The organism is Candidatus Allofontibacter sp., from assembly GCF_040404065.1.
GTDB lineage: Bacteria > Pseudomonadota > Alphaproteobacteria > Pelagibacterales > Pelagibacteraceae > Fontibacterium.
The window spans coordinates 993,234-1,007,594 of record NZ_JBBAJM010000001.1; the positions used below are offsets into that span (position 1 = coordinate 993,234).

The window sequence follows — 14,361 nt, forward strand, 5'->3', positions numbered from 1 at the left end:
AAATTTTATTTAATTTTTACACCAATAAATTTATTTTGATTGTTAATATCAACTAAGGTTAATAAGATTGAATTTAAATTTCTTTTAATTTCTCTTTTAAAAATCTCTTCAAAATTCTTTACATCGCTAACTTGAATATTAGAAACACCAATTATGATATCACCTTGCTGAACAGGAAGTAGTGACAGCGGACTATTACTTTCAATTTCTACAATATAAACTCCTTTTTTGTTTTTCAAATTAGGTCTTTTTTCCACATCTTGACTATTAATATTTCTAATTTTTATTCCGAGTTCTTTGATAGTTGCAAATGAACTAGGAGAAGGTTTGCTATTCTCACTTTTATATTCACTAGTATCTTCAAGTCTTGTAACTGAAATTTGCTTAGTTAATATTTTATTATTTCTCCAAATTTTAACTTCAACATTCTCTCCTATTGGAGTTTGTGCGACAATCTTTGGAAGCTTTCTCATATTATCAACTTTTTTATTGTTAAATTCTAATATGATGTCACCAGCTTCAATGCCTGCCTTATCCGCAGGACCTCCTGTGGTAGCGCTGGACACCAAAGCTCCTTCTTGACTTTTTAAACCTAAGCTATCTGCAATTTCCTTTGTAACTTCTTGAATTCTAACACCTATATATCCTCTTTTTGTTTCTCCAAATTTTGTAATTTGATCAATAACATTTTTTGCAAAATTAGCTGGAATTGAAAAACCAATTCCAACTGATCCACCTGTATTAGAAAGTATCGCGCTGTTAATTCCGACTACTTCCCCTCTAGTATTAAATAATGGTCCTCCAGAATTTCCTTGATTAATCGCTGCATCAGTTTGAATAAAGTCATCATATTTTCCAATACTTACATCTCTATTTCTCGCAGATATAATTCCAGCCGTAACCGTCCCTCCCAACCCAAACGGGTTTCCGATTGCAATAACCCAGTCGCCAACTCTAGACTTGTCTGAATCTGCAAACGCAACTGCTTTTAAAGGATCTTTTGAAATTATTTTGATTATGGCAATATCACTTGTTGGGTCTGTTCCTATAACTTTTGCCTCATATTCTTTTCCATTTGTTAATTTAACAAATATCCCCTCAGCACCTTGAATAACGTGGTTACAAGTAATAATAATTCCTGTCTTATCAATAATAAATCCTGATCCTAAAGACTGAGTTTTTCTTTTTTGAGGAACTCCGTTTTTATCAAATTCTTTAAATAAATCTTCAAATGGTGATCCTGGTGGAAATTGAAATGGAAATGGGTTTTGCGCTCTCGTTTCGACAACTCTTGTTGCTGATATATTAACAACTGATGGCATTAATCTTTCAACTAAATCTGCAAATGAATCCGGTACTTCTTTTGAATTTAAATTTGTAATTAAAATTACATTAAAAATTGTAATTAATAAAAAATTCTTTATGTTTTTAAATAAATTCTTCATTTAATTTTTTTTATATAAGCAATTATAATAAATCCTATTATAGCAAAAATAAATCCGCCCACTCTTAACTTTTGCTCTGATAAATCTTTCATAGAGTTTAACATTTTTTTCATGCTTACTGGGAATATAGTATAAAGTATGCCTTCAATAAATAGCAATAAGCCTACAGCTATAAATATCTCATCCATTATTTTTTTAATATCTTATGCAGTCCCGATTCTCCAAAATATCTAAAAAATTCACTGTCGGGAGATAATACTAAGGAAGTTTCGCCACCGCTAAGAAGTGATTTCTCATAAGATTGCATTGCTCGATAAAAACTAAAAAACTCAGGATCTCTTCCAAAGGCTTCAGCAAATATTTTATTCCTTAATCCGTCACCTTCCCCTCTTAAAATTTGAGAAGTTTTTCTAGCCTCGGCTAATATAATGGTAACCTCTTTGTCTGCTTTAGATTTAATTGTTTGCCCAAGCTCAGCACCCTCTGCTCTAAATTCTTTTGCTTCACGAGTTCTTTCTGTTTGCATTCTTTTAAAAATAGCTTCACTGTTTGCACTTGGAAGATCGGCTCTTCTAATACGAACATCAATAACATTAATTCCAAAGTCTTTTGCCTCTTCAGCAACCTCTTTGGTAATTTTGTTCATTAATTTTGTTCTATCTAAAGATATTAAATTAACTAAGTTTTCTTTGCCTAATACACCTCTAATTTTAGCATTAATAATTGATGACATTCTAGATTGAGCAACTCTTTCATTGCCTACGGATATGTAGAATTTTAAAGGGTCGGTAATTAAAAATTTAGCATAGGCATCAACTATTATTCTCTTTTGATCTAATGCTATAACCTCTTCTGCGGGAGCATCTATATCTAAAACACGCTTGTCTACTAACTGAACATTTTGAAGAAGTGGAATTTTGTAATAAAGACCAGCATCTTTGTAAACTTTTTTTGGCTCTCCTAGTTGAAGTACTATGGCTTGTTGAGTTTCTTGAACAATAAAGAAAGTTGAATACAGTAATAATCCAGTAAATAAAATTGTAGCAATTAAAATTTTTAAAATTTTATCTGACATTAATTTTTAATCTCCAATTTTCTTTGTTCATTATTAGAATTTTTTTTTAAATCAGGAAGAGGAAGGTAAGGAACGACTCCTGAACCTGATTGCTTATCTATAATAATTTTATTTACACCAGACAAAACTTTTTCCATAGTCTCAAGATACATTCTTTCTTGAGTAACAGTCTTTGCTTTGGCGTACTCATTATATATTGCAATAAATCGACTTGCTTCTCCTTCTGCTTGCGCAACTACTTCTCTTTTATAAGCTTCGGCATCCTGCACAATCTTAGCTGCCTCTCCTCTTGCTCTTGGAATAACATCGTTAGCATAAGCTTGTGCTTCATTTTGTTGACGTTCTTTATCTGCCTTTGCGGCCTGAACATCTCTAAATGAATCGATTACTTGTGCAGGGGGATCTGATTTTTGCGCCTGAACCTGGGTAACTTCAACTCCAGAGTTATATTGATCCAATATCTGTTGCATTATTTTGTGAGCTTCAGTTTCAATATCAGTTCTGCCTTGCGTCAAAATTGATTGAATTTTTTTTCTTGCAATAATTTCCCGCATAGCAGTTTCTGCTACTGCCTTGATAGTTCCTTGAGGGTCTTGAACATTAAAAAGATATTTACCAGCATCCTTTATAACCCAAAAAACTGAATAATTAATATCAACTATATTTTCATCTCCGGTTAACATTGCGCTCTCTTCTTTAATTTCGCTGATTGCTCCAGATCTAGAAACATCTCCTGACGATCTAAATCCAATATCTACTCTATTAACCCTGGTAACTTTTGGTGTCATCACGGATTCAATTGGGTAAGGTAAATGATAGTTCAGTCCTGGCTGAGTCATATTTGTGTATTTTCCAAATCTTAAAACAACTCCTTGCTCATCGGCATCCACTCGATAAAATCCACTTAGAGCCCAAATAGTAATTGCTCCAATAATAAAAAATATTATTGGTTTTTTAGCATCTTGTTTTCCATTTCCTCCAAAAATATTTTTTAAACCATCCTGAAATTTCTGAGTTAAATCGTTAGAGTCTTCTGAGCTCTGAGGGCTTGGTTGCTTATTATTTTTGCTGGGAGCTCCCCAAGGAGATTCTTTTCTTAAAATATTACTATTATTATTATCCTTAATTAATGACATAATGTTTAAAAAATTTGCCTATTAATATAGGTTTAAATGGTTATTTAAAAGAAAATTACAATGCTGAAAAATGAACGAAAAAGAAGCTAATCTTAGTAAAAATTTTATGGACCAAATTGCTCCTAAAAATCCATTTAAAAAAAATAAAATTAATGGGGTAAAAAAAATTATTGCTGTATCCAGCGGCAAAGGGGGTGTTGGAAAATCTACCATCGCTGTTAATCTTGCAATCTCTCTTAAAAATTTAAATTATAATGTCGGTATTTTAGATGCAGATATCTATGGTCCTTCCATTCCAAAAATGATGGGCATAGCAGAAAAACCTAAAAGTGAAGACGGTATAAATCTAATTCCAATTAAAAAATTTAACATTCAGTGCATGTCGATAGGATTTATGGTTTCAGAGGAAACACCGATGATTTGGAGAGGTCCTATGGTTGCAAGTACTATAAAAACTTTTGCTCATAAAGTTTTATGGAAGGACATTGATTTTTTAATTATAGATTTACCTCCTGGGACAGGAGATGCTCTTTTAACTTTTTCTCAAGAAATAGATATTGATGGCGCAGTCATTATAACAACTCCTCAGGATATTGCTGTTATTGATGTAAAAAAAGGAATTGAAATGTTTAAAAGAACAAACGTTAAAATATTAGGAATTATTGAAAATATGACAAGCTTTACGTCAGAGGATGGTGTTGAATATTTTATATTTGGAAAAGATGGTGGAAAGAATATAGCAAGTAAATTTAATATTGAACTTTTGGGACAAATACCAATTAATATAGATCTTAGGAAGAACTCAGATGAAGGATTATCTTTTGTAGATCAATTTAAAGATCATCAGGTTTCAAAATTGTTCTTAGAAATTGCGAATAAAATTACAAAAATAATTAAATAACTATAAGATTTTTTTTATCTATTACTTCCATTAATTCATTCCACTCTCTTTTACTAAGTCCAGAATCTTCATAGCCGACTTTATTTCCATTGATCATTGATTTTACAATTTTTAATCCTTTCGATGACAAATGAGCAGCACCAACTCTATAATCTAAAAATGCGGCGTGAGTGATTGGAACCCATTTTTTAACTGTTTCTAACATTGTCTCAGCATAAACTCTAATTTCATACTGTGCGTGGCTATCTCCTCTTAAAAATAAAAAATTCATGAGATTTAAAAGATCGGTTTTCCAATACCACTGAGTATATGAATTTAATGTTAAATTCATTCTTGCAAGTTCTCTTGCCAGACCAGATCTTTTTTCATCGATAATTGTTCCATCAAATCTTTCATTCAGCATTTTTTCATAATTGTCGTAAGTTCTCACTGCATCATCTTTTAAAATTTTAAGAACTTCATCGGCTTGTTGGCCCGTAATCAAATCACCTCGACCTTGTCGATTATTAGTTGCCTGTGCTGATAACTGCTCTTTTGCCGGAATATAAAACTCTTTGTCTAATATAGAATATCTTGCTGAGTACTCATTTACATTAGCTGTTCTGTGTCTAATCCACTGTCTTGCTATGAAAATTGGTAGCTTTACATGGTACTTTATCTCGCACATTTCAAATGGAGTGCTATGCCAATGCCTCATTAAATATCTAATCAAACCTTCGTCAGTTGAGACTTTCTTAGTTCCTTTCCCGTAAGAAACTCGAGCTGACTGAACAATTGAACTGTCGTCCCCCATGTAATCTATGACCCTTATAAATCCATGGTCTAAGACTGGTATAGCTTCATAAAGAACCTTCTCAAGCTCAGGAGAAGTCACTCTTTTTGTAGAGTTATTCTGAGATTGTTGTTCCTGGATTTCTTTTTTTTGTTCTGAAGTTAGTTCCATTATCTGCGAAATACTTAAATTTTAAATATATCTTTAATTTGACGATTCAAAGTCTTATATTATCAGTGTTGGTTTTCCAACTATAACGATAAACGAGATTCGTAATAAACATTGAGGACCAGGGGGCGGTACCCTGCACCTCCACCAAATTCAACTTATGGGGGTGAACTAGAATCGACTAATGTCTAAAGGCTTTTCTTTCGTTCGGTATAGTACCACCGCAAAGGACTAAAAATATAAACGCAAATGAACAATTTGCTCTCGCTGCCTAATTAATTTATTAATTAGATAAGCACGGTCAGGGGCACCGGGTAACAGAACGCCCCACTTTAATTTTTTTGATGTCTGATAAATTTTACAAAAATTATTACTTAATTATATTACTTTATATTCTTGTTGCATTTACAAGCGTTTACATATTTTCATTATTTAAGGTCATTAATGTTTGGACGTACACTGAGTCGCACATAAATTACTCCTAAGGACTTGTGAGAAGAGGTTTGTTTGGAACTATAATGATTGCTTCGAATAAATATTTAAATATTCCGATAAAATATTTCTTTTCAACTTTTTTTTATTTATTTACATTAATTAATATTTTTATCTTTTTTGCATTAATTAAGGAGTATTCAAAAAATTTTATAATATTTACATTTTTTTCATTAAACCCAGCATTAATATTATTTTCATTCTATGATTTGGGCGGTTATGCAAGATTTGAGATTATGACTATTACCACAGTGTTGCTGCACGCTTATTTTGTAAAGAAATTCAATCAAGGGTTATTGAACGAGAAAAAATATATCGAAAAACTTCAATTTATTATCTTGCCTTTAATTGTAATCATTATTTTTATAAGCGATACAATGATATTTTTAATACCTTATCATGTTTAGCTTTCTTCAAACGTTTTTTACAAAAAAAATAATTTAAATAAAAAAATTTACTTATATTTATTATTATTAATTCCAACTTATTTAATTATTACACATCCGCTTACTTTGGATTTGAGTAAATCAATATTTAATAACTTGAATAATAAAAATAATCTTGATTTTTGGATTTTTGAATCTATAGCAAATAACAGCATCATTTCTCGTCTTCAAATTGAAGGAGGGTACATGTTTACCTTTGAAAACATTATTAGATATTTATCAATATTTTTAATATTCTTATTGCCTATAGTCATTTTTTTTAATTATTTAAATTACAAAAAAAATATTCACCTTAAAAATAATTTGTTGGTAATTTTATCAATAGCACCAATTTTTTTACTTTTTCCAATAGCAAGAGATTGGGGAAGATGGATGCACATAATCATAATAACATTATTTGCTTATTATTCTCAATTTCCACTATTAAAAAAAACTTTAAACTCAAATATAAAAAGTAACTCAAAAAATATATTTTTAACAATTGTAACAGTCATATTCTTATTTCTTTATTCTTTTTTCTTAAGAATTCCACACTGCTGCAATTTAGAAAAATTAAATTTAACAATTTATGGCGGCGCAGTCGAAAAAATTAAAGTTTTATACGACATGACTTTTATTAAAAAAATAGACATTAACCAAAGATTTCGAAATTTTTAATAATACTTAAAAATGAATGAGTAAAATCATATAGAAAAATACTAACAACGAAGTCCAAAGACAAAGTGAAGACAAAGAAGAGTATATTTACAACGAAGTTTCAATGAAGAATTTCAAAAAGTTATATTTTATGATACTAATTCGTTGGATGGCGTGTAACAGAACGCCCCGTTTTTATGAAAAAAATAGAAATATACACAACAAATTATTGTCCCTTTTGCGTAAAAGCAAAATCATTATTAAATAAAAAAAAAATTAAATTCTCTGAAATTGACGTGTCTAATGATCAGGTTTTAAGAGAAAAAATGTCTGCTATGGCAAATGGAGCAAGGTCGGTTCCTCAAATATTTGCTGACAATATTCATATTGGTGACTGTGATAAAATTCATAAATTAGACCAGGAAAAAAAATTAGATAAATTACTAGGTCTCGAATAAAGAACTTAATGATTGTATCGCTTTCTATAGCTTTTTTTGCTGGCTTAATAAGTTTTATATCTCCTTGTGTGCTTCCTTTGATTCCTGGATATGTTTCATTTATTTGCGGGGCTACACTTAATGAACTAGATTTAAAATCTAAGAATTTTATTTTAAAAAAATCTTTATCTTTCTCTTTTGGGTTTTCATTAGTTTTTATTTCTCTTGGAGCAACAGCTACTTTTATTGGAAGTTTTTTACTACACAATTCTCAAATTTTATCAATTATTTCTGGTTTGGTAATTATTTTTTTTGGTATTTATTTATTAGAATTAATAAAAATTAATTTTTTAAACAAAAATCTTGGCAATTATAATGTAAAATTTTCTAACAATCTTTTATTCCCATTTATAGTTGGTATAGGTTTTGGATTTGGATGGACTCCTTGTATTGGTCCAATTCTTGGTTCAATTTTAGCCTACGCATCAATGGAAAATTCTATTTCTAAAGGCATATTACTACTGACCTTTTACTCCTTGGGTCTTGCAATACCTTTTGTTATTTCAAGTTTAATTATAAAAAAATTTTTAATATTTTCCAAAAAAAGCAAATCTTATTTAAATAAAATAAAAAAAATCTCTGGAGTTATATTACTAATTACTGGTATTTTCATTGTGATTGGAAAACTTCAGATAATTGGTTTTTACTTAATTCAATTCTTCCCATTTTTACAAAAATTAGGATAGCTCTAATTAAGCATCTGAATAATTCTAATAGGCTTTCCGTCTTTAAAAGCTTGCAAATTCTCAAACATTTGAGAATAAAAAATCTCATAATTTTCTTTAGTTACATAGCCTAAATGTGGCAATAAAAGTGCATTAGGCAAAAATCTTAATTTATGATTTTCAGGTAAAGGTTCAATGTCATAAACATCAAGACCAACTCCTGCTATGATATTTTTCTCTAAAGCCTCAACTAAATTAAACTCATTCACTATCGGACCTCTTGAAGTATTGATTAAAAAAGCTGCATCTTTCATTATCTCTAGATCTTTTTTTTTTATCAAATTCTTTGTACGATCACTTAAAACTGTATGAATTGTAACAAAATCAGATTTCTCTAATAACTCTTCTTTAGTTACAGCTAATACTTGGTTATCTTTTGCTACAGAAAGTTTAAGATTTTCGCTCCAAGCTATGACATTCATGCCAAATGCTATTCCTACCTTTGCAACTTGTGATCCTATTTTTCCAAGACCAATAATGCCTAAAGTTTTTCCTTTTAGTTCATATCCTAATGTTGTCTGCCAATAACCTTGGTACATATTTTCTGCTTCTTCTCTTACATTTCTTGCAAGTCCTAATATTAAAGCCCAAGTAAGTTCTACTGTTGAGTTCGATTTTGAATCTGTTCCACAGACAAGAATATTTTTTTCTTTCGCTGAAAGAAGATCAATAGATTTATTTCTCATTCCGCTTGTAATTATAAGTTTTAATTTTTTTAAATTGTTTATAATATTTTTGGTTATAGGAGTTCTTTCTCTCATAACTAATAAAATCTCAAAATCTTTTAATTTTTCAATTACATCATCCTCATTCGCAAATGGTTGATTAAAAACATGAAAATTGAAATCTTTATTTAATTTTTCAAAGTTTCCGAGGATTAATGAAACGTTTTGATAATCGTCTAAAATTGCAACTTTCATTTTAACAAAGTTTTTTTTGAGGAAAGGTATATTCCTAAAATAATTACACCTCCGCCAATGATATGAAAACTCATTAGTTTTTCATTTAATATAAATATTGCCATAAAAGAACTAAATACCGGCATAAGATGTAAAAAAATTCCTGCTTTATTTGGACCTACGATAGATACTCCTTTATTCCAAAATATATAAGCTCCCAACCCAGCAAATAAAACAACATAGCTAGTAATTAAAATCACTGGAAAATTAAATTGGATTATTTGATGATTTTTATATTCAAATAAAAATTGTGGTAGTAGAAAAATTAGACCAATTGAAACTATTATTGATATAAAAGTTAAAGCTTTTAATGGTATTTTATAAGTTCTTAACATTGTTGAATAAATCGCCCAAGATAACATTGCAATTAGCAGCCAAAGATCGCCTTTATTAAGATCTAAATTAATTAATTTAAAAAAATCTAATCTGGTAACGATGGTAATAACTCCTATTATGGAAAAAATAACGCCCAGGATTTGATTGAAATTAATTTTTTCTGTCTTAAAAACAAATGATATAAAAATAATCAACACTGGTATCGTTGAAATCATTAAGGCGCCATTTAAAACCTGAGTGTAATTTAGAGAATAATAAACAACTGAATTAAAAACGCTAATACTGGTAATTGACATTAAGAAAATTGAATAAAAATTATTTTTTATAATTTTAAAATTTTTAATAATATCTTTTAACGTAAAAGGAATTAAAATTATCCAAACTATTAACCATCTAAAAAAATTTAATGTTAAGGGCGGGACCTCATAAAGTGTTGCAAATTTTCCAACAATAAAATTTCCAGACCAAAACAAAGAACATAATGTAAGCATGATATATGCTTTAATGTTTTTATTAATCATTTTAAAAATATTTAAATCTTATTTGTAACCTTATAATAAACGAGACCTATTATTTCATGAAATATTATTGACCAATGATGCAAACCTTTCTCAATACTAAAATTTAGCCAAAACGTTTTACTTGGTCCAGTTTTATAGTCAGTGCTTATAGGCTCTAAAACAAGGCCTAGTTTTTTAAATGTAAAAAAAGATCTTGGCATATGATTAGCGGAAGTAACCAAGCCCCATGTTCCTCTATAATTATTAATAATATCTTTAGAAAATTTAATATTCTCAAATGTATTTCTTGATTTATCTTCTAGGATTAAATTATCCATCCTAACTCCTTGATCTAAAAAAAACTTTCTGGCCATTTCTGACTCATTCCAGCCTTTAGGATTTATTGAATTTGAATATCCAGAAAATAATATCAAAACTTTTGGATTTTTCTTATAAATCTCTAATGCCTTAGTTAATCTTTGAGAGCTATTGTTTAAAGAAACTTCATTTCTTTCTTTGGACTCTAAACCTGAATCAAAACTTCCACCTAAAACTACAATTCCAGTTAGTTGATTGATTGGATATCTTGATGGCTCAATATAATCTTCTATTTTACTAAGGACAAAACCACTTAAAGGAATGTAGCCAAAAAATAAAAAAGCGACTAAAAAAAATTTAGATAAATTTTCTACTAATTTCTTTGAATCTAAAAAGAATATTACAAAAATTTGAACTAATATAATCGCAAATAAAATATTAAAGGGTTCAAATGTAAAATTAATTATTTTTGATAAATAAAATTCCATAAAAAATATTTAAATTAAATGAAATCCTCTGCATATAATTTCGAATTAAGAACAATCCCAAAGCCAATCATGTTAGTTAGCATGGCAGTTCCTCCATATGATAATATAGGTAATGGAACTCCAACAACTGGTAATAAACCTGTAACCATTCCTAAATTTATTGCAATGTATAAGAAAAAATTAAAAGCAAATGAATAGCAAAATATTTTTGTAAAATTGTTTTTGCTCTGATCTCCAATAAAAGTTACTCTCTTAATAATTGAAAAGAATAGCCACAGTAATAATAAAGATCCAACTAATCCAAATTCTTCAGCAAAATGAGAAAATACAAAATCCGTATGATTTTCTGGCACAAAATCTAGAGAACTTTGAGATCCTTTCAAATATCCTTTTCCAAAAATTCCTCCTGATCCAATTCCAATTTTTGCTTGGATAACTTGGTAGTTGGCACCTAATGGGTCTCTTTCTGTATTAAAAAAATTCACTACTCTTTGTTTTTGATAGGGCTTCATCGCTGCAAAAATAAAAGGGAAGCTTACAATTACAATTACAATACCAGAAATAAAAAACTTTCGATTCACACCAACAATCCACAAAGTTCCAAGTGCTGCTCCTAAAATTAATACTGCGGTTCCTAAATCAGGTTGTCTTAAAACTAACAAAAACGGAATTAATATTAAAATTCCAGAGACAAGTAGAGAAAATAACTTATTAATATTTTCAACTTTTACTAAGTTGTAGAATTTTGCAAGAACCAATATGATTGCTAGTTTTGCTAACTCCGATGGTTGGATGTGAAAAAATCCAAAATCTAGCCAACGAGCAGCTCCTTTTGCTGAAAAACCTACAAATTTTATAACAACCAATAAAAATAATACAAAAAAATAAAAATGATAAGCGTAACGAAACCAAAATCTTAAATCTGTGAAAGCAACTGAAATTAGAATTAAAAATGCAAAAGAAAATCTAAGTAAATGCCTTAGCCAAAGATTGGTCTGGCCCTTGTCTATTGAGTACAAACATAAAATACTTATGAATCCTAATAACAAAACCATGTTTATTAGAGCTCTGTCTAACTTTTGAAACTTTTCAATTAATAAAAATACATTAGAAACTTTTATCCTGTCAGGCATTTTGCAACCTTTTCTTTAATAAAAAATCAAACATACTGCTAGCAATTGGGGCGGCAACCCTTGATCCGGCACCGGCATGTTCCGCTACAACTGCTATGGCATACTTTGGATTTTCTATTGGTCCAAATCCAGCAAAAAGTGCATGATCTCTATATATATATGGTCTTGCATTTGGATTTGCATTATCTTCTCTATCCTTCATGGTTAATTTTGTAACCTGAGAAGTTCCAGTTTTACCACAAAATTTTAAATTTCCTGTCAATCTAGAACCGTAAGATGTTCCCCCTTGTTCATTCGTTGCGGCAATTAAAGCCTCATTTATAATTTTAATATTGTCAGAATCAAAATCCATTCGTTTTAGTTTAGATTTTTGATCAGTATAAAATGTAGGCTCTACAACAAAACCACCATTTGCAAATTGCGCTATTGATTTACAAATTTGGATTGGTGTGGCCAATACATAACCTTGACCTATTCCACTAATTAAAGTCTCTCCCAATAACCAAGGTTTTCCTAAAACATTTTTCTTCCATTTGGTATCTGGTACTAAACCTTTTTTTTCTTCATCGAAATTTTTTAAAACCAACTCACCGAAGTCAAATTTTCTAATTACTTCTGCCATTCTGTCAACCCCCAACAACCTTGCAACTTCATAAAAATAAACGTCGCATGATTTTTTTATGGCATCTTTTAAATTAACTCTTCCATGTCCTCCATCTTTCCAACAATAAAATTCTTGACCATATAATTCTATTTTGCCTGGACAAAAATGAGTATAATCCTGATCAATAATTTTATTTTCTAATGCAGCCAGAGCAATTATTGGTTTTATTGTAGATCCGGGTGAATATTGTGCAGATAAAAACTTATTAATTAATGGTTTTCTCTCATTTTTAAGAAGTTCATTAAATTCTGGTTGAGTAATTCCAAAAGCAAATTTATTTGTATCAAAAGAAGGTGTTGAGACACATGCCAAAAGTTCTCCTGTTTTAACATCCATTACAACTGCTGATGCGGCATACCTTCCTAATTTTTCATACGCTAATTTTTGAAGCTCAAGATCAAGCGATATTTTTAATGGTTTACCACTTACACCATCAACAAATTCTACTGTTCTAATGGCTCTTCCTGCCGCATTTACTTCAAATCTTGTAAATCCAGGTATGCCAATTAACTCTCTATTTAAAATCTTTTCTATTCCGAGTTTTCCAATCTTAATTCCTGGTGTTCTAAATAAATCATCTTGTTGATTCTGAAGATCATTCTCATTAGGAGATCCAACGTAACCCAATATATGGGCAAATTGATGTGGATAATTATAATGCCTTTCCATTGAAATAAATGGCTGCACTCCATTTAAAATAAATAAATTGCTATTTATTTTTGAAAATTCACCCCATGATAAATTTCTATTTATAACGTAAGGTTGGAATTTTCTTAATTTTATAAAATCTGTTTTTGTTTTTTCAATTAAATCATGATCTAATTTTAAGAATTTATTTAATGTAACCAAAACAAAATCAAGGTCAGTTACGTCACCTTTAATCAAAGCAATTCTATAAAGCTGACGATTTTCGGCTATCTTGTTATTAAATCTATCTAATATTAATCCTCTTTCTGCTGCAATCTTCCATTCTTTAAATCGATTTCTATCTGATAAAATTGAATACTTATTTCTTTGAAAAACTTGTAGCCACAAAAGTCTCAAACCTATTAAACCAAAAAAGGTATATTTTGCAGTCGTTAAAATTGCTTTTCGTCTATTAATTACGCTAGGTTTTGTATGGTGACCTTCTGTTGGTCTGTGCTTAAAAAACTTCATAAAAATCTAGACAATATATCATCAAAATGTTAATTCAGCACACTTTTTGGAGGTAAGCAAATATTAAAATAGAAGTTAAAAATGATAATCTAGAGCAAGCTCTAAGAGCTCTTAAAAAGAAATTACAGAGAGAAGGAGTGTTTAGATTATTAAAAATTAAAAGTCATTTCGAAAAACCCTCTGAAAGAAAAAAGAGAGAGAAAGACGAAAACACAAGAAGAGTTAAGAAATTCAAAAAACTTAAAGCCCGTTACTAATCTATAGTAAAAATACAGCCATCAACACTAAAATAAAAATAACAGAGATTGACACATAAAGTGTTAGTTTTTTAAAATTAGACCAAGTTTCTTTTTGAGGATTAATATCCATATACTAACCTTGTCTTGCTTTAAACTTTGGATTTTTTTTATTTATAACGTAAAGTTTTCCTCTTCTTCTTACTACTTTACAATTAATATCTCTTTTTTTTAAAGATTTTAACGAACTCACTACTTTCATATAATTAACTTAAA

18 protein-coding genes and 1 other RNA gene are annotated in these 14,361 nt (G+C 29.5%); 7 read left to right on the forward strand and 12 right to left on the reverse strand.

The window, feature by feature from the left end; all coding sequences use genetic code 11:
• Positions 1-5 precede the first annotated feature (5 nt).
• Genes AC8IG9_RS05395 through hflK form a run of 4 tightly spaced genes read right to left on the reverse strand, consistent with a single transcriptional unit; the run spans position 6 to position 3,656 of the window.
• A complete protein-coding gene (locus tag AC8IG9_RS05395) occupies positions 6-1,445 on the reverse strand; it encodes a Do family serine endopeptidase (RefSeq protein WP_507425780.1) in 1,440 nt (479 codons plus the stop codon).
• Complete coding sequence (locus AC8IG9_RS05400; protein ID WP_507425781.1) at positions 1,442-1,633, reverse strand: DUF2065 domain-containing protein; 192 nt, start codon at positions 1,631-1,633, stop codon at positions 1,442-1,444. Before AC8IG9_RS05400 ends, AC8IG9_RS05395 begins: the two co-directional genes overlap by 4 nt.
• Positions 1,633-2,520 (reverse strand): protease modulator HflC, encoded by an 888-nt coding sequence (hflC, locus tag AC8IG9_RS05405; protein WP_507425782.1) that lies wholly within the window; start codon positions 2,518-2,520, stop codon positions 1,633-1,635. Before hflC ends, AC8IG9_RS05400 begins: the two co-directional genes overlap by 1 nt.
• Entirely contained in the window at positions 2,520-3,656 is a 1,137-nt protein-coding gene (gene hflK, locus AC8IG9_RS05410) for an FtsH protease activity modulator HflK (protein WP_507425783.1), read from the reverse strand. Before hflK ends, hflC begins: the two co-directional genes overlap by 1 nt.
• Before the next feature lie 70 nt (positions 3,657-3,726).
• Between hflK and AC8IG9_RS05415 the strand changes: the two genes are divergently transcribed.
• Positions 3,727-4,557 (forward strand): Mrp/NBP35 family ATP-binding protein, encoded by an 831-nt coding sequence (locus AC8IG9_RS05415; protein ID WP_507425784.1) that lies wholly within the window; start codon positions 3,727-3,729, stop codon positions 4,555-4,557.
• Here AC8IG9_RS05415 and thyX read toward each other — a convergent pair.
• Positions 4,550-5,500, reverse strand: coding sequence for an FAD-dependent thymidylate synthase (gene thyX, locus AC8IG9_RS05420; protein WP_507425785.1), 951 nt, complete (start codon positions 5,498-5,500; stop codon positions 4,550-4,552). The genes AC8IG9_RS05415 and thyX overlap by 8 nt on opposite strands.
• A 28-nt stretch (positions 5,501-5,528) precedes the next feature.
• Between thyX and ssrA the strand changes: the two genes are divergently transcribed.
• From ssrA to AC8IG9_RS05445, 5 genes are all read left to right on the forward strand, one after another.
• Positions 5,529-5,829, forward strand: a transfer-messenger RNA (tmRNA) gene (ssrA, locus tag AC8IG9_RS05425).
• Between the two features lie 186 nt (positions 5,830-6,015).
• Complete coding sequence (locus AC8IG9_RS05430) at positions 6,016-6,396, forward strand: hypothetical protein (protein ID WP_507425786.1); 381 nt, start codon at positions 6,016-6,018, stop codon at positions 6,394-6,396.
• Positions 6,397-6,531: 135 nt separating this feature from the next.
• Positions 6,532-7,092: a hypothetical protein gene (locus tag AC8IG9_RS05435; protein ID WP_507425787.1), complete on the forward strand. Its 561-nt coding sequence runs from the start codon at positions 6,532-6,534 to the stop codon at positions 7,090-7,092.
• Between the two features lie 176 nt (positions 7,093-7,268).
• Positions 7,269-7,529, forward strand: a complete 261-nt coding sequence (grxC, locus tag AC8IG9_RS05440) for a glutaredoxin 3 (RefSeq protein ID WP_507425788.1) — start codon at positions 7,269-7,271, stop codon at positions 7,527-7,529.
• An 8-nt stretch (positions 7,530-7,537) separates the two neighbouring features.
• Positions 7,538-8,254, forward strand: coding sequence for a cytochrome c biogenesis CcdA family protein (locus AC8IG9_RS05445; RefSeq protein WP_507425789.1), 717 nt, complete (start codon positions 7,538-7,540; stop codon positions 8,252-8,254).
• A gap of 2 nt (positions 8,255-8,256) precedes the next feature.
• On the opposite strand, the gene AC8IG9_RS05450 is transcribed toward AC8IG9_RS05445, so the two are convergent.
• The 5 genes from AC8IG9_RS05450 to mrdA are packed head-to-tail and all read right to left on the reverse strand — an operon-like array spanning position 8,257 to position 13,849.
• Positions 8,257-9,213 (reverse strand): D-2-hydroxyacid dehydrogenase family protein, encoded by a 957-nt coding sequence (locus AC8IG9_RS05450; protein ID WP_507425790.1) that lies wholly within the window; start codon positions 9,211-9,213, stop codon positions 8,257-8,259.
• Positions 9,210-10,109, reverse strand: a complete 900-nt coding sequence (locus tag AC8IG9_RS05455) for a DMT family transporter (RefSeq protein ID WP_507425791.1) — start codon at positions 10,107-10,109, stop codon at positions 9,210-9,212. Before AC8IG9_RS05455 ends, AC8IG9_RS05450 begins: the two co-directional genes overlap by 4 nt.
• 11 nt (positions 10,110-10,120) lie before the next feature.
• Entirely contained in the window at positions 10,121-10,894 is a 774-nt protein-coding gene (locus tag AC8IG9_RS05460) for a YdcF family protein (RefSeq protein WP_507425792.1), read from the reverse strand.
• 14 nt (positions 10,895-10,908) lie between these two features.
• Positions 10,909-12,027: a rod shape-determining protein RodA gene (gene rodA / locus AC8IG9_RS05465; protein ID WP_507425793.1), complete on the reverse strand. Its 1,119-nt coding sequence runs from the start codon at positions 12,025-12,027 to the stop codon at positions 10,909-10,911.
• Entirely contained in the window at positions 12,020-13,849 is a 1,830-nt protein-coding gene (gene mrdA, locus AC8IG9_RS05470; RefSeq protein ID WP_507425794.1) for a penicillin-binding protein 2, read from the reverse strand. The genes rodA and mrdA overlap by 8 nt, the downstream gene beginning before the upstream one ends.
• A 62-nt stretch (positions 13,850-13,911) precedes the next feature.
• Here mrdA and rpsU point away from each other — a divergent pair, with 62 nt between their 5' ends.
• On the forward strand, positions 13,912-14,106 hold the full coding sequence (gene rpsU / locus AC8IG9_RS05475; RefSeq protein ID WP_029207103.1) for a 30S ribosomal protein S21: 195 nt from the start codon (positions 13,912-13,914) through the stop codon (positions 14,104-14,106).
• Between the two features lies 1 nt (position 14,107).
• Here rpsU and AC8IG9_RS05480 read toward each other — a convergent pair whose 3' ends face one another.
• Both AC8IG9_RS05480 and ykgO read right to left on the reverse strand, forming a co-directional pair.
• Positions 14,108-14,218, reverse strand: coding sequence for an aa3-type cytochrome c oxidase subunit IV (locus AC8IG9_RS05480; protein WP_507425795.1), 111 nt, complete (start codon positions 14,216-14,218; stop codon positions 14,108-14,110).
• A 3-nt stretch (positions 14,219-14,221) separates the two neighbouring features.
• A complete protein-coding gene (ykgO, locus tag AC8IG9_RS05485) occupies positions 14,222-14,347 on the reverse strand; it encodes a type B 50S ribosomal protein L36 (RefSeq protein WP_017969707.1) in 126 nt (41 codons plus the stop codon).
• Between the last annotated feature and the right edge of the window lie 14 nt (positions 14,348-14,361).

Excerpts from the sequence above, each read along its gene's own strand:
- AC8IG9_RS05450 (WP_507425790.1), bottom strand. The coding sequence starts at position 9,213 with ATGAAAGTTGCAATTTTAGACGATTATCAAAACGTTTCATTAATCCTC.
- mrdA (WP_507425794.1), bottom strand. The coding sequence starts at position 13,849 with ATGAAGTTTTTTAAGCACAGACCAACAGAAGGTCACCATACAAAACCT.
- ykgO (WP_017969707.1), bottom strand. The coding sequence starts at position 14,347 with ATGAAAGTAGTGAGTTCGTTAAAATCTTTAAAAAAAAGAGATATTAAT.
- AC8IG9_RS05480 (WP_507425795.1), bottom strand. The coding sequence starts at position 14,218 with ATGGATATTAATCCTCAAAAAGAAACTTGGTCTAATTTTAAAAAACTA.
- hflK (WP_507425783.1), bottom strand. The coding sequence starts at position 3,656 with ATGTCATTAATTAAGGATAATAATAATAGTAATATTTTAAGAAAAGAA.
- AC8IG9_RS05455 (WP_507425791.1), bottom strand. The coding sequence starts at position 10,109 with ATGATTAATAAAAACATTAAAGCATATATCATGCTTACATTATGTTCT.
- AC8IG9_RS05460 (WP_507425792.1), bottom strand. The coding sequence starts at position 10,894 with ATGGAATTTTATTTATCAAAAATAATTAATTTTACATTTGAACCCTTT.
- hflC (WP_507425782.1), bottom strand. The coding sequence starts at position 2,520 with ATGTCAGATAAAATTTTAAAAATTTTAATTGCTACAATTTTATTTACT.
- thyX (WP_507425785.1), bottom strand. The coding sequence starts at position 5,500 with ATGGAACTAACTTCAGAACAAAAAAAAGAAATCCAGGAACAACAATCT.
- AC8IG9_RS05445 (WP_507425789.1), top strand. The coding sequence starts at position 7,538 with ATGATTGTATCGCTTTCTATAGCTTTTTTTGCTGGCTTAATAAGTTTT.
- grxC (WP_507425788.1), top strand. The coding sequence starts at position 7,269 with ATGAAAAAAATAGAAATATACACAACAAATTATTGTCCCTTTTGCGTA.
- AC8IG9_RS05415 (WP_507425784.1), top strand. The coding sequence starts at position 3,727 with ATGAACGAAAAAGAAGCTAATCTTAGTAAAAATTTTATGGACCAAATT.
- AC8IG9_RS05430 (WP_507425786.1), top strand. The coding sequence starts at position 6,016 with ATGATTGCTTCGAATAAATATTTAAATATTCCGATAAAATATTTCTTT.
- rodA (WP_507425793.1), bottom strand. The coding sequence starts at position 12,027 with ATGCCTGACAGGATAAAAGTTTCTAATGTATTTTTATTAATTGAAAAG.
- AC8IG9_RS05395 (WP_507425780.1), bottom strand. The coding sequence starts at position 1,445 with ATGAAGAATTTATTTAAAAACATAAAGAATTTTTTATTAATTACAATT.
- AC8IG9_RS05400 (WP_507425781.1), bottom strand. The coding sequence starts at position 1,633 with ATGGATGAGATATTTATAGCTGTAGGCTTATTGCTATTTATTGAAGGC.